Origin of the sequence: Streptomyces sp. HNM0645 (assembly GCF_030056615.1) — a bacterium.
GTDB lineage: Bacteria > Actinomycetota > Actinomycetes > Streptomycetales > Streptomycetaceae > Streptomyces > Streptomyces marianii.
Genome location: NZ_JASHLT010000002.1, coordinates 178,994 through 200,391 on the forward strand (window position 1 = coordinate 178,994; position 21,398 = coordinate 200,391).

Sequence of the window (21,398 nt, forward strand, 5' to 3'; positions counted from 1 at the left end):
GCGGCCCGGTCGGCCGCGCGGACTCACTTCCCGTAGGTGGCGCGCAGTGCGTCCTGCACCGCGGAGAGCGCGTCGGCACGGGACAGGCCCAGGCGGTGGACCAGTTCGGCGTACGCCTGGGCGGCATTCGCCGCCTGACGCTCCGCCGCGTCCCCGGCCGCCGCGACGAACGTGCCGTTCCGGCCCCGGGTTTCGATCACGCCGTCGCCCTCGAGGGCCCGGTACGCCTTGGCGACGGTGTTGGCCGCGAGGCCGAGTTCCTCCGCGAGGCCCCGCACGGTGGGGAGTTTGTAGCCGACGGGCAGGGCGCCCGAGCGCGCCTGGGCCGAGATCTGGGAGCGGAGTTGCTCGTAGGGCGCGCGGGCGTCGTCCGTGTCGATGACGATTTTCAAGGTCACCACGTGATTGTCCCCCACTTCCGGGCCTCGGGCACGCCGCTCGGGGCCCTCGGGAAATTGAGAGGCGTGCGCGGGGGCGCGCGCGTAGCGTGCCGCGTCATGACTGTGATCGTCCGCGCCTTCCGCGCGCCCGGAGACGCCGAGCCGGTCGCCCGGATCCGGCGCGCCGCCCTGCCGTTCATGCTGGTCACCCCCGAGTCCCTGGTGTTCGAGACGGAGCACGCGCATCCGCTCGCCCGGTACCGGCCGCTGGTCGCCGAGGAGGACGGCGAGATCATCGGCACGGCGCAGGTGGGGCTCGCGCACGACAGCCCCGAGCCGGGGGTCGGCTACGCCAACATCTATGTGCACCCCGAGCGCCGTGGCCGCGGCGCGGGCTCGGCGGTCGTGCGCGCCGCCGAGGAATATCTGGCCGGCGCCGGTGCCACCAGGGTCCACACCTGGGTGCTGGACGAACCCGGGCATCGCGCCTTCGCCGAGCGGCTGGGCTACCGGGCCGGGCGCACGGCGCACTTCCTCCGTCTCGATCTGGCGGCAGGGGCGCTGCCGCCGCTGCGGACCCCGCCGGACGGGGTGCGGATCGTCCCGGCGTCCGAGTTCGCCGGCGACCCGCGACCGCTCTTCGAACTGGACGCCGAGACGACGGCGGACGAACCGGGCGACGTGGCGGCGGAGTTCACGGGCTACGGGCACTGGCTCGACGAGACGTGGAGGCATCCGCTGTTCAGCCCGGAACTGACGTCGGTCGTCGTCGTGGGCGGGCGCCCGGTGGCGTTCAGCGCGGCCCGTACGGACGGCTCGACCCGCTACGGGACGGCCATGACCGGCACCGCCCGGGCCCACCGCGGCCGCGGGCTCGCCAAGCTGGCGAAGAACGACTCGCTGCACCGGGCGCGGGACGCCGGTTTCACCGAGGCGTTCACCGGCAACGACGCGGGCAACGCCCCGATGCTTGCCGTCAACGAGTGGTTCGGCTACGAGATCTGCGCGACGGAGGTGCGCCATGTCCGCACGCTGGGGTGAGTCCTGGGTCGACGTGGCCCTGGTCAAGGCCGGGCGTACGAAGATCCGTTACCCGGCGGCGGTCGTCGCGGACGACGGCACCCGGATCACCGTCCGTGCGCCGTGGGCGGGTGAGGGCGTGAAGGACTTCGGGTTCGTCCGCTTCGAACCGGGTGACGTCTTCACCGAGCACTACTGGCGCGACCGCTGGTACGCGGTCAAGGAGGTCCGTGCGGGCGACGGGGCGCTGAAGGGCTGGTACGCCGACATCGCCCGGCCCGCCCTGGTGTCCCGGGACGAACTGGTGGTGGAGGACCTGGACCTGGACCTGTGGGTGTCGGCCGACGGCACGCTGGTCCTGCGGCTGGACGAGGACGAGTTCGCAGCGAGCGGTCTCGCCGAGCGGGACCCCCGGGCTGCCGAGGAGGCGGAACGAGCCCTGGACACCCTGGAACTCCTCGCCCGCCAGGGCCGGTTCACCCGGCTGCTGGACTGACGCGCGTCGCCGGCAGCGGCACCGCACGGTCCGGGAGACCCGGGTCGTGGGCGATCGGGTCGTCGTCCTCGTGCCAGTGGAGGACGAAACGCTCGCCTCTCCGGTACGCCTCGAACCCGGCCCTGCAGTACGCGACCATGTCGTCCGGGAGCGCGGCGAGGGGGTGCCAGGCCAGCTCCGAGCACTTGTGGGGCTCCCGGTTGTACGGCTCGCCGCCGCGGGCGCCGTCTGCCTCGAAGAACCAGCCCGTGCGCGGAGGATCTCCGGGCCCCCGGTGCTGCATCACCAGCGCGACGCGCAGATCCTCCGGCGCGAACTCGACGCCGATCTCCTCACGCGCCTCGCGCACCATGGCCGCGCGCACGTCCTCACCTTCCTCGACGTGACCCGAGGGGCCGTTCCACAGCCCGTCCCCGTAGCCCGTCCCGGCCCGGCGGGCGAGCAGGACCTCGTCACCGCGGCGCAGGACGAGATGGACGTCGACGACCTCGCTGTGCCGGGCCGGGACCGCGTGGGCGTCCTCGCCCCGCCGCACGGCGGTGACCCCCGTGTCCTCGCCGTCCGGGCCCCGGGCGGGCCCGGCCGGGGCGATCCGGGCCACCAGGGCGTACCGCTCGTCGTGCACGGGCCCTCCCCACAGGCCGGGCACGTCCGACAGCCGTTCGTGGTCGATCCTCCGGGAGAGTGGACCGAGGGCGGCGATCAGGCGGGCCGCCGGCAGTCCGCTGCCCTCCCACACCCCTTCGACCAGCACCAGCCGCCCTCCCGGGCGCAGCAGGGAGGTCCAGTGGGTGAGAGCCGCCTCCGGGTCCTCCATCGCCCACAGCACATGGCGCACGAGCACGGCGTCGTACCGCCGGTCCCCCACCGGGGGCCGCTCCGCGGGGCCCGTCAGCACCTCGGCCCCCGTGCCCGCGAGTTTGCGGTGCGCGGCCTCCACCATCCGCGGCGAGAGGTCGACGGCGGTCACCCGGTGGCCCTGCCCGGCGGCGAGCAGGGCGAGGCTGCCCGTGCCGCAGCCGAGGTCGAGCACGTCGGACGGTGCGGGCGGCAGCCAGTGCCGCATGCGCTCCGCCCAGGCCCCGCGGACCGCGGGGTCGCGGAGCCCGTGGTCGGGCTCGTCGTCGAAGGTGTCCGCGGCGGCGTCCCAGTCGATCGTCGTCATGCGTCCGATCGTGGCAGCCACCACTGACAACGGGCCGGTCGGCGAAGGGGCCTGCGTCGGGCGGCGCCGGGCCGCCATGGGCGATCGGGCTCATCGACGTGTCGCCGAAGGGCGGTTGGCCCGCAGGCACCGCCGCGCGCGGCGGGCACGGCGGCGGTTGACGAGCAGGCCGGCCAGGCAGACCGTCACCAGCAGGGCCGCGCAGCCGAACGAGGTCCAGGCGACGCGCTCCCGGGTCGGCATCAGCCACACCGCGGGCAGCAGCGCCGCGGCCGCGCCGAGCAGGGACCAGCTCACCTCACGTCCCGGCCTGCTGACGTCCAGCAGCGCGCACAGGCGTTCCGCACGCTGCGCCGCCAGGGCCGACAGCCGCGGATCGGGCACGGAACGCCCGCGGGCGGTGGCCCCGAAGAGATCCATCCGGTCCCGCCACGCGAGCCCGGCCGCGGTCCGGAGCCACTCGTCCCACCGGCTCTCCGACCAGTACCGCCGCAGGCGACGCCGTACGAGGACGAAGAAGCCGACGAGCGCCGGCCCGGCCGCGACGAGCAGCGCGGGAGAGCTCGGCGGCGACCGCCGCAGGACGACCACCGCCGCGGCGAGGACGAGCAGAACGGCGAGGAGGCGGAGCGCGGCCGCCCGGTCGAGTACGGACATGGCGCCTCCCAGGTGCGCCGGCGGCCGCTGGTGCCGCGGCCGGGGGACCCAGCGTCCTGCGGTCGGTGGGGACACCGGCAGTCCCGGGAGCTCGTCGCTTGACAGGGCACGCGAGTCGTGCACGAGCGAAACGGCTCGGACCCGGGTGTCGGAAGGACGCGGACGGGGCCGGCAGCCGGGCTCCTCCCGCGCCGCGCCACTCCCAGACCCCCGTCGACGGCCGTGCCGGGGCGCTCGGCGATGATCTGCGCATGACCGAAGCAACCGCAGTCCAGACCTATCTGCAGTTCGTCGAGCACCGGCTCACGGCCGACGGCTGCGCGCCGCGCTGGGAGCAGTGGCACGGCGCCCCCGTGCTCGTCGGCCGGCGCGCCGACTTCCGGCTGCAGTGGGCCGCCACCAAGCTGCATCTCTTCACAGCGGTCGCCGCCGCGCCGGAGATCACCGTGCCGGCCGTCGAAGCGTTCACCTGGCGCGTCCTGGACTACGCCCGCGCCAACAAGGGAGGACTGCCGGTGGGCCTGCAGACCGGCGTCGCCGCCTTCCCCGTCCTGGTGAGCGAGCGCGTCGACCCCGCGGCCATGGCCTGGGCCCAGGAACAGCAGCGCAACCGGTTCGCCTGCTTCGCCCGCCCGGTCGTGGTGGACATGTCCCAGGGTCATGTGGGCTTCTACCGGGGTACTCCGGCACTGGGACGTGTCTACGCCTCCCACATGGTCGACAAGGGCACGCGCTACTTCCAGAAGTAGCGCCGGAACTTCGGGAAGCAGCGGTGGGACCCGGCTCCCGAGCGACGGAGGCGCGACGCGCACGGCGTGACCGGCCCCGTGCCACCACACGTGCCCGCTCCGGCACGCTCCGCACCGTTCCTGAGCCCCTTCTTACCCCGCCCTTAAAGCGACCATAAGGATCGCCGTTCCCCTGCCCCAGCAGGCCGTTTCGGCGTTTCGACGGGCTAGCTTGCTGATCGCCGGGCGGGGTCCGGGCGTCGGTGCCGCTGGGGGATCGGGGGCTGCACCGCGGTGCGGGCCGGTGCCCGGGCCCCCTCCCCCTACGACGCTCTTGAAGGAGATCCTCACCATGACCGCTCGCCGCAGGGCCGCCACCGTCGCCGCGCTCGGGATCGCGCCGCTCGCGCTCACCGCGCTCGCCGCCTCGCCGGCCGTCGCGCACGGGTCGATGACGGATCCGGTGAGCCGGGTGTCCGCGTGCTATGCCGAGGGGCCGGAGAGCCCGAAGTCCGCGGCGTGCAAGGCGGCGGTCGCGGCCAGTGGCGCGCAGGCGTTCTACGACTGGAACGAGGTCAACATCGCCAACGCCGCGGGCAACCACAGGTCGCTGGTCCCGGACGGCAAGCTGTGCAGCGCGAACCGGGACAAGTACAAGGGCCTGGACCTGCCGCGCACCGACTGGCCCGCGTCGAGGCTCGCGGCCGGCAAGCACACGTTCCGCTACAAGGCCACCGCCCCGCACAAGGGCTCGTTCGAGCTGTACATCACGAAGGACGGTTACGACCCGTCCGAGCCGCTCACCTGGTCCGACCTGGAGGCACGGCCGTTCGCCGAGGTCACCGACCCGAAGCTGGTGAACGGGGAGTACGTCTTCGACGGCACGGTGCCCGCGAGGTCGGGGCGGCACCTGGTCTACTCGATCTGGCAGCGGTCGGACTCCCCCGAGGCCTTCTACACCTGCTCGGACGTGGTCTTCGGCCAGGACACCGGCGGTGGCGCGGGAGGCGACGCCCCGGCGCCGGCCGCGTCCGCCCCCTCGGACGAGCAGATCGAGGACGGTGCGGACAAGTCCACCGTCGACCACGGCGGCCACGGCGGTGACGACCACTCCGAGGCCCCGGCCGCGAACGGGCCCGCCACTCCGAAGGCGGCCGCACGGACGGAGACGGAGACGGACGGCGCCGCGGGCGCTGAGACCGCCCCCGGGGGCAACACCCCCGAGGCCGACGGCGCCGGGGAGAACCTCGCCGAGACCGGCGGTGACGGCGGCACCCCCTATCTCGCCGTGGGCGGTGCCGCGGCGCTCGCGCTCGGCGCGGCCGTGGTGTTCGCGACCGCCCGCCGCAGGTCCGGCCGCTGAGCCGGAGGCGCAGGACATGGCGGAGGTGCCGCCGCGGTGTGTCCGCGGCGGCACCTCCGCCGTTTCTGGAGCAGATGGTGCGGGCGAGCGCGGCGGGATCGCCACCGCGGCTCCGCACGGGACGGCCCGTGCGCGTGCCGGCCTTCGGTAGACCCGGCAGGCCGAGGGCCGGCCGTCAGGTCATGCGAACACCGACGCGCAGGTCGTCCGAGTGGCCCTCGCCGGATCGAGGGCGTTGGCCACCTCGTGGTACGCGATCCGGTCGAACAGCCCTATGGCCACGTGCTCCGAGAGGTCGATGGCGCACAGGTCCTGCAACGTCACGTTCTTCACGTTCGGTCCGTCGAGGAAGGCCGACCGCCACGGGGTGACCACCTCGTCGTACTTGGTGGCGATGACGGTGTACCGGACGCCTGGGACGGTGTCGCCGCCCTCGTTCAGTTTGGTGAGGAACGCGGAGCCGGCCATCTGGTCGGCCAGGCCGGGGGTCGCGGAGTCGAGCAGGTCCGCCGCGCCCGGGAAGTACTTGAGCAGGCGGGTGAGCCCGTGGAGGGTCGTGCCGTGGTTGTCGGGCGCGAGTCCGATGAGGGCGTTCACCTTGTCGGCGCCGCCGAGGAACTTGAGGTAGTGACGCGGCATCATGCCACCCTGGGAGTGACCGACGAGATCCACCTCGCCGGCTCCGGTGGCGGCGAGGACCCGGTCGACGTACGTGTCGAGCTGCTCGGCCGACTTCGCGATGGGGCCGAGGCCGTGGAAGAACGGGACGCCCGGGAGCTGGCCGTAGTCGAGCGAGAAGACGCAGTAGCCGCGCTTGACGAGGTACGGCGCGAGGGCGAGCCAGTTGTCGACGGAGTTCCCGAAGGTTCCGTGGACGAGAACCACCGGGCGGGGGTGGGCGGTCGAGGGCTTGCAGGACCAGTTGTTCCAGCCGCTCGACGGAGCGGCTGCGTGGGCGGTGGCGGCCGGCGCGAGGCCGATCGCCACCGCCAGCAGGGCGGCGGTCAGCGGTCTGAGGGCACGCTTCCAGGACAGCATCGTGCGATCTCCTTGCGGCTCAAGGGAAATGCGAGGCTGATGTGGGGATGTGGGGATTCACCCTGCGGCCCGGACCACAAGAAGGGGGTGTTCATGTCAAACGTACGCACGAGTAACCAAGCCCGGGAAGTTACGCGTCGGTAAAAACTGAATTACCGTCAAGATTCGTGATGGTGTGGTTACTCACAGAAACCCAGAGGCGGGGCTTACGCGGCGAGGGAACCCGGAATGACCGCTCGGGGGCCGAACTTGGCCCGCGCACGGTCGGCAACCGCCTCCAGCCGGCGTGCTTTGTCATCGGCGGGGTCGAAGGTGAGCTGATGCGCGGCCCGTTCGGCGGGGATCAGCCCTTCGGCGCGCAGGGCGAGGGCACGTACCCGGGCGCGCTGCAGGCCGAGCGCGTCCAGGAGCCGGTACGCGGCACCGGTGAGCGACGCGGAGTGCGCGGTCGGCTCGGTCAGGGCGCGGGTCCTGGTGGTCGTGGTGCGGTCGGCGTAGCGCACGGTGAGCGTCAGGGAACGGCACACCTGCCCCTCCCCGCGCATCCTCGCCCCCAGCTCTCCGGCGAGCGAGAGCAGCGCGCGGCGATGGCGGTCGCGGTCCAGCTCGTCCCGGGGAAAGGTGCGTTCGGCCGCGACGGAGCGGGCCGCCGCGTTGGGTACGACCCGGGCCCGGTCGACGCCGTGGGCCTTCTCGTGCACCTCTCGCCCCGTGCGCGCACCGAGGATCCGCTGGAGCACGGCGAGAGGGGCGGCGGCGACCCGGTCGACGGTGTCGAGCCCGTAGCCGCAGAGCGTGCGGGCCGTCGCGGGGCCGACGCCGTGCAGCGCGGCGACCGGGCGGCCGGCGAGGAACTCCGCCGCGTCACCCACGACCAGGGTCGTACCGGGGCCGGCCTCCCGCGCCGCCATCCTGGCGAGCAGCGGGTTGGACCCGGCCCCGATCACGCAGTCGACGCCGTACAGGGCGAGGGCCCGCACCCGGATCACCGCGGCGAGCCCGGCGACGTCCCGGCCGAAGTACCGCAGCGCGCCCCGGACATCGGCCAGCGCGCCGTCCTGACCGACCGCCTCCACCACCGGGGTGAACGCACCGAGCAGCCCGAGCAGCCCCGCGTAGGCGGCACCGTCCGGCGCCTCTCCGCCGGCACCGCGGAAACGCACGTACAGGACGGTCGACGCGTCCGGGACGGGCGCGGGCGCAGGTGGGGACGCGGACGCAGGCGCGGCCACGGGTGCATCCGCCCCGTCCGCCGCGGCGTCGCCGCGCGGAGGAAGCGCGTTTCCCCGCCGTTTCGTCATCCCGCGCTCCCCGGGCTCCGGTGCCACAACTTCCGTGCGGGTGCCGCCCCTTCACCCGCGGGGCGGAGATCGGCCCAGGCGTTCATCTCGTACCCGGTGGACATCCGGATGCGGCGGCCCCCACCGGCCGGAACGCCGACCCCACCCACGCCCCTTTCGCCGTCCCCACCGGTTCCTCCCGCACCCACCGCGGCGAGCCGCCCGGCCACCGCGTCCAGGCCGCCCGCGCGCCGGAGTTCGATCAGGTCCGCGAGGTTCCAGGCCGCGGAGCCGACCACACTGAGACTGCGCGGTCCACGGCGCTGGACGACACCGCGCACCAGCAGCAGCCAGGAGTGGAAGACGGTGTGGGCGCACGCCTCGTGGCTGTCGTCGAAGAAGGCCAGGTCGACCAGGCCCGTACCGTCGTCCAGGGTCGTGAAGACGACCCGTCGCCCCGAGCGGATCGGCGGCGTCTGGGTGGCCGCCTTGGCTCCGGCGACCAGCACCGTCGCACCGTGCTCCACCTCACGCAGCCGCTTCGCGGGGATCGCGCCGAGTTCGTCCAGGAAGACGTGGTGGTCCGCCATCAGATGGCGGGACGCGTCCATGCCGAGGACGCCCAGCTCGGCACTGAGCCGCTCGGCCTCGTTGAGGTCGGGCAGCCCGACGGACGCGGTCCTGCGGCCGCCGTCGAGCGGGAGCTGCCCGCCGTGGCCGCGGCGGGAGACCGAACTCCGCTGGGCGCGGTGCAGTTCGGCGATGTGGAGCAGCAGGTCGCGCCGGTTGGCGCCGAACTCGTCCAGCGCACCGACCTGCGCGAGCCGCTCCGCGACCGGCCGTCCGGGGCGGGCCCGCTCCCAGAAGTCCAGCAGTGAGGAATACGGCTGGGCCGCCTCGATCCGTTCCGCCTCCGCCTCGCCGATGCCGTGGACGTCGGAGAACGCCAGTCGCAGGCCCCAGGCCCCGGGCTCCCCGGCCGCCACATCGGACACCAGTTCGATGCGATGGGCGACCGCGGACCGGTTCACATCGAGCGGAAGCACCGGCACCCCCCGCCGCCGCGCGTCCGCCAACAGCAGCCGCTTCGGGTACATCCCGGGGTCGTGTGTGAGCAGCCCCGCGTAGAAGGCCGCCGGGTGGTGCGCCTTGAGCCACGCCGACTGGTACGTCGGCACGGCGAAGGCGACGGCGTGGGCCTTGCAGAAGCCGTACGAGCCGAACGCCTCGACGATCTCCCAGGTCCGCGCGATCACCTCGGCCGTGTACCCCTTCCGCTCCGCCTGCGCGGCGAACCACGTCCTGATCCGTTCCTGCGACCCGGGGTCGGAGAGCCCGCGCCGCACCCGGTCGGCCTCGTCCCGGCCGCAGCCGGTCATGATGTCCACCATCTCGATGATCTGCTCGTGGAAGACGACGACGCCGTACGTCTCCGCCAGCGGCCCGGCCAGATCGGGGTGCGGGAAGCGGACCGGCGCCCTCCCGTGCCGCGCCTCGATGAACGGCCGCACCATGTCCGCCGCGACCGGCCCCGGCCGGAACAGCGAGATGTCGACGACCAGGTCGTGGAAGCCCTCGGGCTGCAGTCGGCCGACGAGATCGCGCTGGCCCGGCGACTCGATCTGGAAGCAGCCCAGCGTCTCGGCGGAGCGGATGAGCCGGTACGTCTCCGGGTCGCCGGGCGGCACCTGGCCGGCGTCGTCCAGATCGATCCGCCGACCCGTCGCCCGCTCGATCTCGGTGACGGCGTGCGCCATCGCGGACTGCATCCGCACGCCGAGCACATCGAGTTTGAGCAGCCCGAGGTCCTCGACGTCCTCCTTGTCGAACTGCGACATCGGGAAGGGGGACCCTCCCGTGCCCGAAGAGCCGTGGGGGACCTCGCCGCTGGTCGGCACCACGGGGGTGCGCCGCAGCAGCGAGGAGTCGGAGATGAGCACCCCGCACGGATGCATGGCGACACCGCGCGGCAGCGCGTCCAGTTGCTCGACCAGTTCCCAGAGCCTGCCGTGGCGGTCCTTCCGCCGGGCCACGTCGCGCAGTTCGGGCAGCTCTTCCATGGCCGCGCGGGCGTCGCGGGCGCGGATGTGCGGGAACGCCTTGGCCAGCCGGTCGATCTCGGCCGGGTCCATGCTCAGCGCGGCGCCCACGTCCCGGATCGCGTGCCGCACCCGATAGGTCTCGGGCATGGCGACGGCGGCGACCCGCTCCCTGCCGAAGCGGTCGAGGATCGCGCGGTAGACCTCCAGCCGGCGGGCGGACTCGACGTCGATGTCGATGTCGGGCAGCGCGAACCGGCGCTTGGACAGGAAGCGCTCCATCAGCAGGTGCTGCTCGACCGGGTCGGCGTGCGCGATGCCGAGGAGATGGTTCACGAGGGATCCGGCGCCGGAGCCGCGGGCCGCGACCCGGATGCCCATCCCCCTTACGTCGTCAACGACCTGAGCCACCGTCAGGAAGTAGGTCGCGTTGCCGTGGAAGGCGATGACATCCAGCTCGGAATGCATCCGCTCCCAGTATGCGCGGGCCCGTGCCGGCGGCAGCCGGTCGTAGCCGCGCAGCACCATCCCGGCGGCCGCGCGGGAGGCGAGGACCCGCTGGGCGCCGCGCCCTGCGGCGCCCACGAGATGCGGCTCCGGGTAGTAGGCGTAGCCCATCCCCAGGTCCCGCTCGGGGTCGACGCGGCATTCGGCGGCGGTCTCCTCGGTGACGGCGAGCAGCCGGTGCGCGGCGTCGCGGCGCCAACCGGCCGCCTCGGCGATCCGCTCGGCCGCGCGGGCCATGTCGCCGGCGCCCTTGAGCCAGCGCTCGCCGCCGTCCAGCCCTCGGGCGGGGTCGACGGGGACGAGCCGGCGGGCCGCGTCGAGGACGTCGGCGACGGAGCCCTGGCCGGGATCGGCGTACCGCACGGCGTTGCTGAGGACGGCCCGCACCCCCTGCTCTGCGGCGAAGCCCGCGGTACGGGCGGCGAGACGGAGCGAGCCGGGGCCCGTGCCCTCGGTTCCGTGGTGCACCACCTCGAGACGGAGCGCGTCGCCGTACCGCTCCCGCCAGGGCGCGAGCAGCGGGGCGGCCAGGTCGGGGCGACCCGCGGCGAGGGCCCTGCCCACCTCGGAGGCCGGGCCGAGCAGCACGGTGAGCCCGTCGGCACCGGAAGCCCCGACTCCGACTCCGGCCCCGGAAGCTCCGGCTCCGGAAAGGGCGTCCCAGTCGAGGACCGGGCGGCCGTCGGCCGTGTGGGCCGCGGTGATCAGCCGGCAGAGCTCCGCCCACCCCGCGACCCCGTCACGGGCGAGGAAGGTGACCCGGGGCGCGGACTCGTCGATGAAGGCGCCGCCCCGGACCGGGGTGCGCCGGCGTTCGGCGCGGGCGGCCGGGCCCCCGGCACCTGCGGCCCGTTCGCGCACGGCGAGCTCGGCCCCGAAGATCGGCCGGACTCCCGCCCGGGCGCAGGCCTTGGCGAAGCGGACCGCACCGGCGACGGTGTCGCGGTCGGTCAGGGCGAGTGCGCCCATGCCCCGCTCGGCGGCGCGCTCGGCCAGCCGCTCCGGGTGCGAGGCCCCGTACCGCACGGAGAAACCGGACACGGTGTGCAGATGCGTGAAACCGGGCACCCGCACCTCCTGGATCAATCCGCTCTCACCTCCCCCTCGCCTCCACCATAGACCAAATTTCGAACATTCGTACGACCCCCATGGGGGTGGGCCCGGCTACGATCCGGGACCATGATCCGTACGGCTCCCCCGAGCCCGGTGGACGTGGAAACGCAGTTCCCCGAGGTCGCCGCGTACCGCAAGGAGGCGATACGGCTGCGCCCGCACGCCGGGCGCCCGGCGTGCCGAACAGCTCGGTGGGCGGGCCCCTGTTCCGGCCGGCCGGGGAGCCCTGGCCGCACTGCCACGACGACCACCCGGACACCGACCGCCCACCCGGGCCGGCGCGCCGGAGCCTCCGGAACGCGCGAACCCGCGCCTTCGGGCGAATGAAGGCCCGTGCGCGTTGGCCTCGCGCCCGCCGGTGGTACCAGTCCGGGCAATGCCCACACGATCCACCCGCCCCCGCCCCCGGCGCCGGATCCGCGCGGCGCGCGGTGACGCCCGCCCGGCGCCCGGCCCGCCCGCCGCGGCCGAGCCGCCGGTGGCACCCGTCCTGCGGACGGCCGCCGCCTACGCCTGGCGACTGCTGGTGGTCGGCACCCTCGTGTACGCCGTCTTCTCGGTCCTCGGGCGGTTCCACGAGATCGGCGTGGCCGTCTTCCTCGGTCTCGTCGGCACCGCGATGCTCCGGCCGGTGGTCGATCTGCTGACCCGCCGGCTGCCGCGGCCCCTCGCCGTGACCATCGCGCTGATCGGCAGCATCGCCCTCGCCCTCGGCGTGCTGGCCCTGGTGGCGGAGACCGTGGCCGGTGAGCGGACCGTGCTGCAGCACGAGTTCGGCGCCGGGATCGAGAGGATCGAGCGCTGGCTGGAGCAGCCGCCGTTCCGGCTGAACCCGGAGGCGCTCAACGATCTCCAGTCACGGATCGGCCGGTTCCTCTCCAGCCACCGCTCCACAGTGATCAGTACGGCCCTCAGCGGCGCGGGCCGGCTGGTGGAGGTGCTGACGACACTGGCGCTCGGGCTGTTCTGCGCGGTGTTCTTCCTGCACTCCGGCGACCGGCACTGGCACTGGTTCTGCGCCCAGCTGCCGCTCTCCGCGCGGGACCGGGTGTCGGTGGCGGGCCGTGCGGGGTGGCGCACCTTCACCGGTTACACGCACGGCATCGTGCTGGTGGCGGCGACCAACGCGGTCCTGGTCGGCGTGGCGCTGTACGCGCTCGGCGTGCCGCTCGCCGTGCCGCTGGCGCTGCTGGAGTTCTTCGCCGCGTTCATCCCGCTCATCGGCTCGCCCATCGCGCTCGCCGTCGCCGCGGTCGTGGCGCTGGCGTCCCAGGGCCCGGTCATCGCCGCCGTCGTCGCCGCACTGATCGTGGTCATCGGCCAGATCGAGGGGCATGTGCTGCATCCGATCGTGCTGAGCTGGGCCGTACGGCTGCATCCCCTCGTCGTGGCACTCTCGGTCGTCGCGGGGGCGATCGCCGCCGGGGTGATCGGAGCGGTGGTGGCCGTACCGCTCGTGTCGGTCGTCTGGTCGGTGCGCCAGGCGCTGCGCGCGCGCAACGGCCAGGGCCCGGCCCGCCCCTGAGGGTACGGACCGGGCCCCGGGCTGCCGTGCCAGGTGATGCTCCGTGAGAGGTCGCTCCGCCGGGCGGAGCCCGTCCGCAGGCCGCTCTGCCGGACGCGCTCCGGCAAGAAGGGCTGCCTCTGCGGGTTGGTGCTCAGCCGGACGGCGCCCGCCAGTGGCGCCGTGACCGTCGGGGTCGGCCGATCGGCACCTGTCAGTGGCGCCGTACCGGTCCGGTCAGCCGATCTCGGCGCCGAGCACCTGCAGCGCCTCCGTCACCGGCTGGAAGAACGTCTCGCCGCCCGCGGAGCAGTCGCCGCTGCCGCCGGAGGTCAGACCGATCGCGGCGTCACCGGCGAAGAGCGAACCGCCGCTGTCGCCGGGCTCGGCGCAGACGTTCGTCTGGATGAGGCCGTTGACGATCTGACCGTTGCCGTAGTTCACGGTGGCGTCGAGGCCGGTGACCTCGCCGTCGTGGACCTGGGTGGTCGAACCGCTGCGGGTCACCTGCATACCGACGGTCGCGTCGCCCGCCTCGGTGATCTGCTGCGTGCTGCCGTCGTAGAGGTTGACCTCGCTCGGGTGAGCGGTGTCACCGCTGTACTTGACGAGCGCGAAGTCGTTCTCGGGGAACTGCGAGTCGACCATGCTGCCGATCGCGGCGCCGCCCGCGGAGTCCGACCACTCGCTGCCGGTCTCACCGCAGTGCCCGGCCGTGATGAAGTGCGGGGCGCCGTCCTTGACGACGTTGAACCCGAGCGAACAGCGGCCGCCGCCGCTGTGGATGGCGTCGCCGCCGGCGACGAAGGGCCTGAACTCCCCGGCCGTCTTCCTCAGCTCCGCCTTCGACCCGAGGCCCTTCACGACCGCCTGGAGCTTCGTCAGGTCCGCGCCCTCGACCGTGCGGTCGGCCGTGACGACCACCTTGTTGGTCACCGGGTCGGTGGCCCACGAGGTGCCCGGGATGGTGGCCCGTTCTGTGAGGGTCTGCCGGGCGGTCTTCAGCTCGGCCAGCGAGTTCTCGACGACTCTCGCCTTGCCTCCGGCCTCGCGGACGGCGGCCGCCGCCGCCTCGTCCACCACGTTCATCACGAGGGCCTTGGCCTCGGCGTCGTAGTAGGCGCCGGCCGCGTCGCCGCCCAGGCTCTTGTTGAGCGTCGAGGCGAGGTTTCCGGCCGCCGACGCGGAGAGCGTCTTCACCGTGACCGCGGGCGCGTCCTCGCTGGCGTTCGCAGTCTGGAAGGTGACGCCGGCCGCGACGAGAGCGGCGACGGCTCCACCTGCCATCGCCGCGCGCCTCTTGGGTATGCGTCGGTGCTTCACGTAGGACCTCCTGTGGGGGGCCGTGAACGGGCAAGTGGGGTGCCCGGACACGGAGGATTGGGCGCCCACTATTCCGATACGCGCTGGTAGCACACAAGGTCGACTTCAGGACGCGCACACGACGCCGACAATGCGCCCTCTGCTTCTTCACGACCCCCGGGTCCGTACAGGTCGGTTCCGTTTGCGAACACCCGCCGCTACCGGCCCATAGGCGGCACGTAAGGACTAGTCCTGTCCGGATCCCCACGCCGAACGGGCTCATTGGCGACTTACGCCGGCCTCGCCCCGACGGGTAATCATCAAGGGGGCAGGGAATGCCAGGACAGTATTGCTGTACATGGCACATGTGCACGGCACTTACGGAATGTGCGGCAATGTTCTGATCCACGCAGGCCCACGACGAAGGAGGCTGCGGGTGCGACGTCGGGTGCACGCGTCGGACGGGCGGCGTCTGATGGTGGAGCGCCTGGGGGACCCGCGGGGCAGACCGGTCTTCCTGCTGCACGGCACCCCGGGCAGCCGCCTCGGACCGGCACCGCGCGGCATGGTGCTGTACCAGCGCGGAATGCAGCTGATCGCCCACGACCGGCCGGGATACGGCGGTTCCGACCGGCTGGCCGGCCGCAGTGTGGCGGACGTGGCCCAGGACGTACGGGCGATCGCCGACGCGCTGGGGCTCGACAGGTTCGCCGTGGTGGGCCGCTCGGGCGGCGCACCGCACGCCCTGGCCTGTGCGGCGCTGCTGCCCGAACGCGTCACCAGGGCCGCCGCGCTGGTGACGCTCGCACCGCGGGACGCGGACGGCCTGGACTGGTTCGAGGGCATGGCCGCGTCGAACGTGCTCGAGTACACGACGGCCTCCGTCGACCCGGACGGGCTCACGGCGCGCTTCATCATGCGCTCGGCGGAGATCCGGCGCGACCCGGTCCGGCTCCTCGACGATCTGCGCAGGGAGCTCACCGACTCGGACCGGATGGTCGTCGCGGACGCCGGCGTACGGTCGATGCTGCTGCGCAACTACCAGGAGGCGCTGCGCACTTCGGCGTACGGCTGGATCGACGACGCCCTTGCCTTCTGCAGCCCCTGGGGTTTCGATCCCGCCGGCATCACCGCGCCCGTGCTCCTGTGGCACGGCGAGAAGGACGTCTTCTCGCCGGTCGGCCACTCCCGCTGGCTGGCGCAGCGCATTCCCGGGGTGACGGCCGTGCTGGAACCGGCGGCCGCCCACTTCGACGCGCTGCACGCGCTTCCCCGGATCCTCACCTGGCTACTGGAGGACCGCCCGGGGGTCCCCGGGGCGTGAGCCGGCCGGAGCGCCCACCGGGGAGCGCCCACCGGGCACGGCACGGCCGCGAGGGCCCGACGGCGGAGGCCGCCCAGCGTCGCGAGCCGGCCTGCGGCCGGCGCCTTCCTGACCGTTCGGGGCCCGCCACCCCGTGCAGGGGCGGGCCCCGAACGGTCAGACGGCCAGCGGCTCCAGGTCGCGGTGGGTCCTGCGCTCGTCACGGGCGATCCGGGTCAGCGCGTGCTCCTCGCCCAGCAGCCGCGCGAGTTCCTCCGCCGTCTCCGTCCGCAGGGCCGCCGCCTCGTCCTTGCGGCCCAGCCCGCCGAGGGTGACGGCGATGTTGGAGGAGACCGCGAGGACCTCGGGGTGGTGGACGCCGAGGACCTCGCGCAGCTTCGACACCGCCCGCCGCTCGGTCTCCAGCGCCGACTCCAGCTCGCCCAGGTCGGCACGTGCGTTGGCGAGGTTGACGGTGCAGAACAGCGTGTGCGGATGCGCCGAGCCGAGGACGTCGGTCATCCGGCGGACGGCGGCGACGAGCAGCCGCTCCGCGGTCTCCGGGTCGCCGCAGCCCCACTGGTAGATGCCGAGGTTGTTGATCGCGGCGAGGGTGTAGGGGTGCTTCTCGCCCGGCACCTTCGTGTACTGGTCGACGACCTCCTGGGCGAGGTCCCGGGCCGCGACCGGCTCCCCGGCCGCGAACAGGTCGGCCGCCAGGTTCAGATCACAGGCGAGCGAGTCCGGGTTGGCCGAGGTGTACTTGGCGCGGTAGCGGTTGCGGGTGGCCGTCGTCAGCCGGCGGGCGTCCTCCAGCCGGCCGGCCCGCCGCAGGGAGACGGCGAGGCTCTTGCCCGCGGCGAGGGTGCCGGGGAAGGCACGGCCGAGGGTCTGCTTGTAGCTCTCGTAGGTGCGGCCGAGCAGGCTGACGGAGTCCTCGTACCGGCCGACCTCGCGCAGGTCGCGGGCGAGTGAGGTGGCCGAGGAGAGCGTGTACGGGTGGTCGGGGCCGAGCACCTCGGTACGGCGGTCGAAGACGTCCTGGTCGATCTCGCGGGCCCGTGCGTACTGGCCGACCATGCGCAGGTTCAGCGCCAGGTTGTTGGCGGCGGCCAGGGTGCGCGGATGGGACTCGTGGAAGATCTGGCTGAACCCCTCGTGCGCCTCGGTGGCCAGCTCCATCGCCTTGCCGTACTGGCCGAGCGTGCCGAGGTCCATCGCCAGACCGCTGGTGGTCATGTACGTGTGCGGGTGGGACGGGCCGAGCACGGCGCGCTGACGTTCCAGGGTGACCTCGTCCAGCTCCCTGGCCTCCATGTAACGGCCCTGCGAGCGGAAGATGTTGGAGAGGTGGAAACGCAGGTACAGGTACTGCAGGTCGTCGTTGCCGAGCATCTCCCGCCAGGCTTCGCGCAGATCGTCGCCGAGGGCTCCGGCGGCCTGCCAGTCGCCGCGCTTCCAGAGGTAGCGCACCCGGTCGATGAGGAGCCGGCGGGTCTCCGGCTCCTTGCAGTAGCGGGCCTCGGAGGGGCCGAGGTGCGGCCAGATGGTGTTGAACCGCGTCCAGGTCTCGGGGTTGTCGATCGGCTCGTCGTCGTCGGGGCGGGCGCCGGCGAGGATGCGGTGGACCGCGTGCCGGGCGTCCCGCTGCTCCTCGTCGCTGAGCTGGGCCCGGATGACGGCCTGGACCAGCCGGTGCACCTGGATGGAGTTGGACACCTGGTCGACCTTGGCGAGGGCGAACCGGCCGATCTCGCGGATGACGCGGCCGAGTACGAGCTTCTCCTGGAGGGAGGGGTCGTACGGCTTGAGCGCCTCGATCATCTCCTTGCTGTAGAGGAGGTTCGCGGAGATCGGCTCGGGGGCGAAGAAGGCGCAGAGCTGGAGCAGCCGCACGGCGGCCGGGGAGCGCTCCTTGAGGCGTTCGATGGAGACGTTCCACGTCGCGGCGACCGGCTCCGGGTAGCCGGCGGGCTGGTTGAGCGCGAGGACGCTGGGCGCCTGCCGGCCGAGCTGCTCCAGATAGGCGGCGACGGGTGTGGCGGTCTCGGCGATCCAGGCCGCGGCCTGCTCGACGGCGAGCGGCAGATCGCCGACGGCGGCGGCGACCTGATCGGCGTCCTGCGGGGTGAGCCCGGGGGCTCGGCGCTGGAGGTGCTCGACGGACTCCTCGCGCAGGAAGACGTCGACCGGAAGGGCGTCGCCGTACTGGGACCAGGTCTGGTTCCGGGAGGTGACGAGGATGTGGCCGCCGGTCGGGAAGAACCGCTTCAGCTGCTCCGGGTCGTCGGCGTTGTCGAAGACCAGCAGCCAGCGGGAGGTCGGTACGCCGCGCCTGAGCAGGTCGACCGCCTCCTGGGAGGCGGCGGCCATGTCCTCGCCGCCCTGGGCGCCGAGCCGGGTGGCGAGTTCGGCGAGCCCGGCGACGACGTCGTCGGTCTGCTCGGAGGAGATCCACCACACCAGGTCGTAGTCGGCCATGAAGCGGTGCACGTACTCCAGCGCCACCTGGGTCTTGCCGACGCCGCCGAGGCCGTACAGGGTCTGCGGCTGCGGCAGCACGACGGCCATGCCGCCGCCGAGCTGGTCGCGCATCCGCTCCAGGACGACGGACCGGCCGGTGAAGCCGGGGTTGCGGGCGGGCGCGTTCCAGATCTTGGGGACGGTGCCGGGGAACCGCGGACCGGGCGCGACCCCGTCGGTGAGCTGGACCGGGCGGTCGAGCGCGCGCAGCAGTGCGCTGGTGGCGTGCACCTCGTCGAGGCGGAAGAGGTCGACGGGGTTGCGGTCGATGTAGGGGGTGGTGAGGCGTACGTCGCCGACGCGCAGCGGCAGCAGATGGCGGCCGCGGCCGCCGCCCGGGTCCTCGGCCGCGGCCCGCTCCCACACCTCCACGGCGCGGGCGGACTTGAGGTAGGCGCTGGAGAGGAGGACGACGGTGCGGGCGGCGTTCTCGGGGGCGAGGACGGCGGAGCCGTCCTCGGGCGGTTCCGCGGAGACGTCGCGCGGGACGACCCGGAAACCGGCGCGGGTGAGGACGGACTCGATCCAGTCGGCCCACATGCGGTTCTCGGCGACGTAGCTGAGGAACAGGTCGGCGGGCAGCGCGGGGCGGCGCCGGGTGAAGGCGTCCCTGATCCGGAGCCTGGTCTCCTCGCCGACGGTGGGCATGGCGGTGATCTCCCCTTCGGTGACGACGGCCGTGAGCCGTTCGAAGGCGGAGAGCAGGGAGTTGGTGAGTCCGGCCTCGTCGCCGAAGGTGGCGAGGGTCTCCTCGTAGGCGTAGTAGGGGCGGTACGGGATCTCCACCGCGCCCCAGTAGGAGGTGAGTTCGTCGCCGGCGAGCCCGGTGGGGAAGCGGTCGAACTTCAGCCGGGCGAGAGCCCGTCCGGCGTCGGCCTTCTCCTTCTCGCCCTCGTCGATGCGCATGGGGACGGGGAGGACGCGGATACCGCGGCCGCCGTAGCGCTCGTCGATCTGGCGGGCGACGGCGGCGGCGCCGTCGATGGACTGGTCGCTGAGGGTGAAGCAGTCGACGAGGACGTCCGGGAGGTGGACGGTGCAGATGTCGGCGATGTCGCTGAGACCGGTGCGGCTGTCGATGAGGACGTAGTCGTAGTTGGCCTTCATGTCGTCGCGCAGGGCGTCGAAGAAGTGCCCGCCGCCCAGCCGGTCGTAGAAGTTGTCCCAGTCGAAGGTCGAGACGGTCGCCGAGTACTCGCGGTTCTGCTTGCCCGCGGAGACGAAGTCGAGGGTGCCGCCCTCGGGGAACTCCCAGCCGAGGTTCTCGGGGGTGAGGGAGACGGCGTGCGGCTGGATGCGGGCGTAGTCCCGGTGCCAGTCGTCGGGACGCTGCACGGGGCTCGTCGCGGCCCAGGCGTACTCGGTGATCAGATCGATGACACCGGTGGTGGCGCCGAGCGTGGACGGGTCGAGGAAGGGGTGGAAGAAGCGGTGCAGGCCGGGGGCTTCCAGATCCCAGTCGACGGCGAGGACCCGCTTGCCGTTGGCGGCGAGTATCCAGGCGGTGTTGGCCATGGCCATCGTCCGCCCGGTGCCTCCCTTGTACGAGTAGAACGTGACGATGCGTCCGTCACGACTGGCTGTCATCCGTGTCCTCCGCATCCGGCGCGTGGTCGAGCGTGTCGGGGATGTAGTGCGTGGTGGCGTACTCGGCCGCCATGGGGCCGCGCAGCCTCGGACGTTCGGTGTGGCTGCCGCCGGCGGGCGGATAGACCTGGGCGTGGCGCAGGTACTGCTGGGCGGCCGCCTCCACGACCTGGGGGAGGATCTGGCCGAAGGCCTCCATGCTCGGTACGCCGCGGGCGGCGGCGCGGCAGGCGGCGCGGCCCTGGCTGAGCTTGGTCGGCAGGGTCTGTTCGAGCTTGGCGCTGAGCTCGTTCTCGGCGCCGCGGCTCTGGTGGTCGTCGCGGTTCCAGGGGACGACGACGCTGACCCAGGGCCGGTTCTCGGCGTCGAAGGCGGCGAGCCGCTCGCGCCTCTCGTCGTCCTCCAGGGCCCAGCGGTCGATGATCAGCAGCTCCGGCCTGGTCGGAGGCTGCTTGCTGTCGAGCGGTGTGCTGTCGTGGTCGAACGAGGCGATGGTGGCCTGGTAGTTGAGGGTCCGCACCAGATCGCGGGCGACGTAGGCGAGCGGCCGGTGCGCCTCCGGGTAGTAAGGGTTCCAGTCCTGCGGCATGTCGCCGTAGTACTCGGGGCCGCGTCCCGGGGGCAGGTCGTGCCGGGTCGGGGCGGCCACGGTCAGCTGGATGGGCCGGGGGCCGGTGCTGCGCGGCCTGGTCGGGTCGGGGGCGCCGAAGGCGCTGGGGGCCTGCCGGTAGTCGAGCGGTCGGCTGGGCCCCACCCCGGTGGTGTCCGCGACGCTGACGATGCGTTTGGCGAGTTCGTAGACAGCCCGCTCGTACTCCTCGGCGAATATCCGGAGTTTGATCAGCCCGTAGAGCCCGTCGGTGACGTAGCGGTCACCGAAGGCGCGGTGGTTGAACTGCAACCGCTCGGCGGGGCCGGGCAGTTGCTCGGGCGGCACCGGCACCCACAGCGCGGGCACGATGGCCTCGGCGAGCCGGTTGCTCTTGGCCTGGTGGTAGATCTCCCGCTGGGCGAAGGCGTACCACTCCTTGCCGCACATCTCGCTGGCGAAGTAGCGGGGGGAGAAGAGCGGCACGAAGACCCGGCAGGTGGCGAGGACGTCGGCGAGCCGCTCGGACCACCCCTCGCCGGAGCGTATCTCCCGGTCCATGAATCCCGCTCGGGCCCCGGCGGGGAGATCGGTCATGGCCATCACATGGCCGCACAGATCCCGGAAGAGACGTTCGACCCACATGTCGGGGTCCGGCCCGCCCGCCCCGTACCTCGGTGTGTGCGCATAGCTCAAGAAGAAGTACGGCCGATGGTCCGCCGCTCGCTGCTGCGATGACGCGTGCACACGACCCCCGTCCTGTATGAACACCCGCACTCCATGGTGAATGAGGTGCGAGCGGAC

General features: G+C 73.1%; 15 protein-coding genes. 6 read left to right on the forward strand and 9 right to left on the reverse strand.

All coding sequences use genetic code 11. The features are described 5' to 3' along the window. Positions 1-23 precede the first annotated feature (23 nt). Positions 24-398 carry a GntR family transcriptional regulator gene (locus tag QMZ92_RS01995; protein WP_283295459.1) on the reverse strand — a complete coding sequence of 125 codons (375 nt, stop codon included), beginning with the start codon at positions 396-398 and terminating at the stop codon, positions 24-26. Between the two features lie 99 nt (positions 399-497). Between QMZ92_RS01995 and QMZ92_RS02000 the strand changes: the two genes are divergently transcribed. Continuing rightward, positions 498-1,421 carry a GNAT family N-acetyltransferase gene (locus tag QMZ92_RS02000; RefSeq protein ID WP_283295460.1) on the forward strand — a complete coding sequence of 308 codons (924 nt, stop codon included), beginning with the start codon at positions 498-500 and terminating at the stop codon, positions 1,419-1,421. Continuing rightward, positions 1,402-1,896 (forward strand): ribonuclease FAU-1 family protein, encoded by a 495-nt coding sequence (locus QMZ92_RS02005; RefSeq protein ID WP_283295461.1) that lies wholly within the window; start codon positions 1,402-1,404, stop codon positions 1,894-1,896. Before QMZ92_RS02000 ends, QMZ92_RS02005 begins: the two co-directional genes overlap by 20 nt. On the opposite strand, the gene QMZ92_RS02010 is transcribed toward QMZ92_RS02005, so the two are convergent. Together QMZ92_RS02010 and QMZ92_RS02015 are read right to left on the reverse strand one after the other, a co-directional pair. Beyond that, positions 1,877-3,061, reverse strand: coding sequence for a methyltransferase domain-containing protein (locus tag QMZ92_RS02010; RefSeq protein WP_283295462.1), 1,185 nt, complete (start codon positions 3,059-3,061; stop codon positions 1,877-1,879). The two genes, QMZ92_RS02005 and QMZ92_RS02010, sit on opposite strands and share 20 nt — an antisense overlap. A gap of 90 nt (positions 3,062-3,151) precedes the next feature. Continuing rightward, positions 3,152-3,718, reverse strand: coding sequence for a hypothetical protein (locus QMZ92_RS02015; RefSeq protein ID WP_283295463.1), 567 nt, complete (start codon positions 3,716-3,718; stop codon positions 3,152-3,154). Between the two features lie 251 nt (positions 3,719-3,969). Between QMZ92_RS02015 and QMZ92_RS02020 the strand changes: the two genes are divergently transcribed. After that, the gene (locus tag QMZ92_RS02020; RefSeq protein ID WP_283295464.1) at positions 3,970-4,467 is read left to right on the forward strand and encodes a levansucrase; all 498 of its coding nucleotides are present in this window, start codon (positions 3,970-3,972) and stop codon (positions 4,465-4,467) included. A gap of 331 nt (positions 4,468-4,798) precedes the next feature. Continuing rightward, complete coding sequence (locus QMZ92_RS02025) at positions 4,799-5,809, forward strand: lytic polysaccharide monooxygenase auxiliary activity family 9 protein (protein ID WP_283295465.1); 1,011 nt, start codon at positions 4,799-4,801, stop codon at positions 5,807-5,809. Between the two features lie 180 nt (positions 5,810-5,989). Here QMZ92_RS02025 and QMZ92_RS02030 read toward each other — a convergent pair whose 3' ends face one another. The 3 genes from QMZ92_RS02030 to QMZ92_RS02040 form a co-directional block, all read right to left on the reverse strand. Then, complete coding sequence (locus QMZ92_RS02030; protein WP_283295466.1) at positions 5,990-6,847, reverse strand: esterase/lipase family protein; 858 nt, start codon at positions 6,845-6,847, stop codon at positions 5,990-5,992. Positions 6,848-7,053: 206 nt separating this feature from the next. After that, positions 7,054-8,010 carry a DNA polymerase Y family protein gene (locus QMZ92_RS02035; RefSeq protein WP_283295467.1) on the reverse strand — a complete coding sequence of 319 codons (957 nt, stop codon included), beginning with the start codon at positions 8,008-8,010 and terminating at the stop codon, positions 7,054-7,056. Positions 8,011-8,144: 134 nt separating this feature from the next. Next, a complete protein-coding gene (locus tag QMZ92_RS02040; RefSeq protein ID WP_283295468.1) occupies positions 8,145-11,759 on the reverse strand; it encodes a DNA polymerase III subunit alpha in 3,615 nt (1,204 codons plus the stop codon). Positions 11,760-12,162: 403 nt separating this feature from the next. Here QMZ92_RS02040 and QMZ92_RS02045 point away from each other — a divergent pair, with 403 nt between their 5' ends. After that, positions 12,163-13,311, forward strand: coding sequence for an AI-2E family transporter (locus QMZ92_RS02045; protein ID WP_283295469.1), 1,149 nt, complete (start codon positions 12,163-12,165; stop codon positions 13,309-13,311). Positions 13,312-13,527: 216 nt separating this feature from the next. Here the strand turns inward: QMZ92_RS02045 and QMZ92_RS02050 are convergent, their stop codons facing one another. Further along, positions 13,528-14,613 carry a S1 family peptidase gene (locus tag QMZ92_RS02050; RefSeq protein WP_283295470.1) on the reverse strand — a complete coding sequence of 362 codons (1,086 nt, stop codon included), beginning with the start codon at positions 14,611-14,613 and terminating at the stop codon, positions 13,528-13,530. A gap of 415 nt (positions 14,614-15,028) precedes the next feature. On the opposite strand from QMZ92_RS02050, the gene QMZ92_RS02055 reads away from it, so the two are divergent. Continuing rightward, positions 15,029-15,916: an alpha/beta fold hydrolase gene (locus QMZ92_RS02055; protein ID WP_283295471.1), complete on the forward strand. Its 888-nt coding sequence runs from the start codon at positions 15,029-15,031 to the stop codon at positions 15,914-15,916. A 156-nt stretch (positions 15,917-16,072) separates the two neighbouring features. Here QMZ92_RS02055 and fxsT read toward each other — a convergent pair whose 3' ends face one another. Further along, positions 16,073-20,005, reverse strand: coding sequence for an FxSxx-COOH system tetratricopeptide repeat protein (fxsT, locus tag QMZ92_RS02060; RefSeq protein WP_283295472.1), 3,933 nt, complete (start codon positions 20,003-20,005; stop codon positions 16,073-16,075). Then, a complete protein-coding gene (gene fsxC / locus QMZ92_RS02065) occupies positions 19,989-21,365 on the reverse strand; it encodes an FxsC protein (RefSeq protein ID WP_283295473.1) in 1,377 nt (458 codons plus the stop codon). Before fsxC ends, fxsT begins: the two co-directional genes overlap by 17 nt. Positions 21,366-21,398 lie beyond the last annotated feature (33 nt).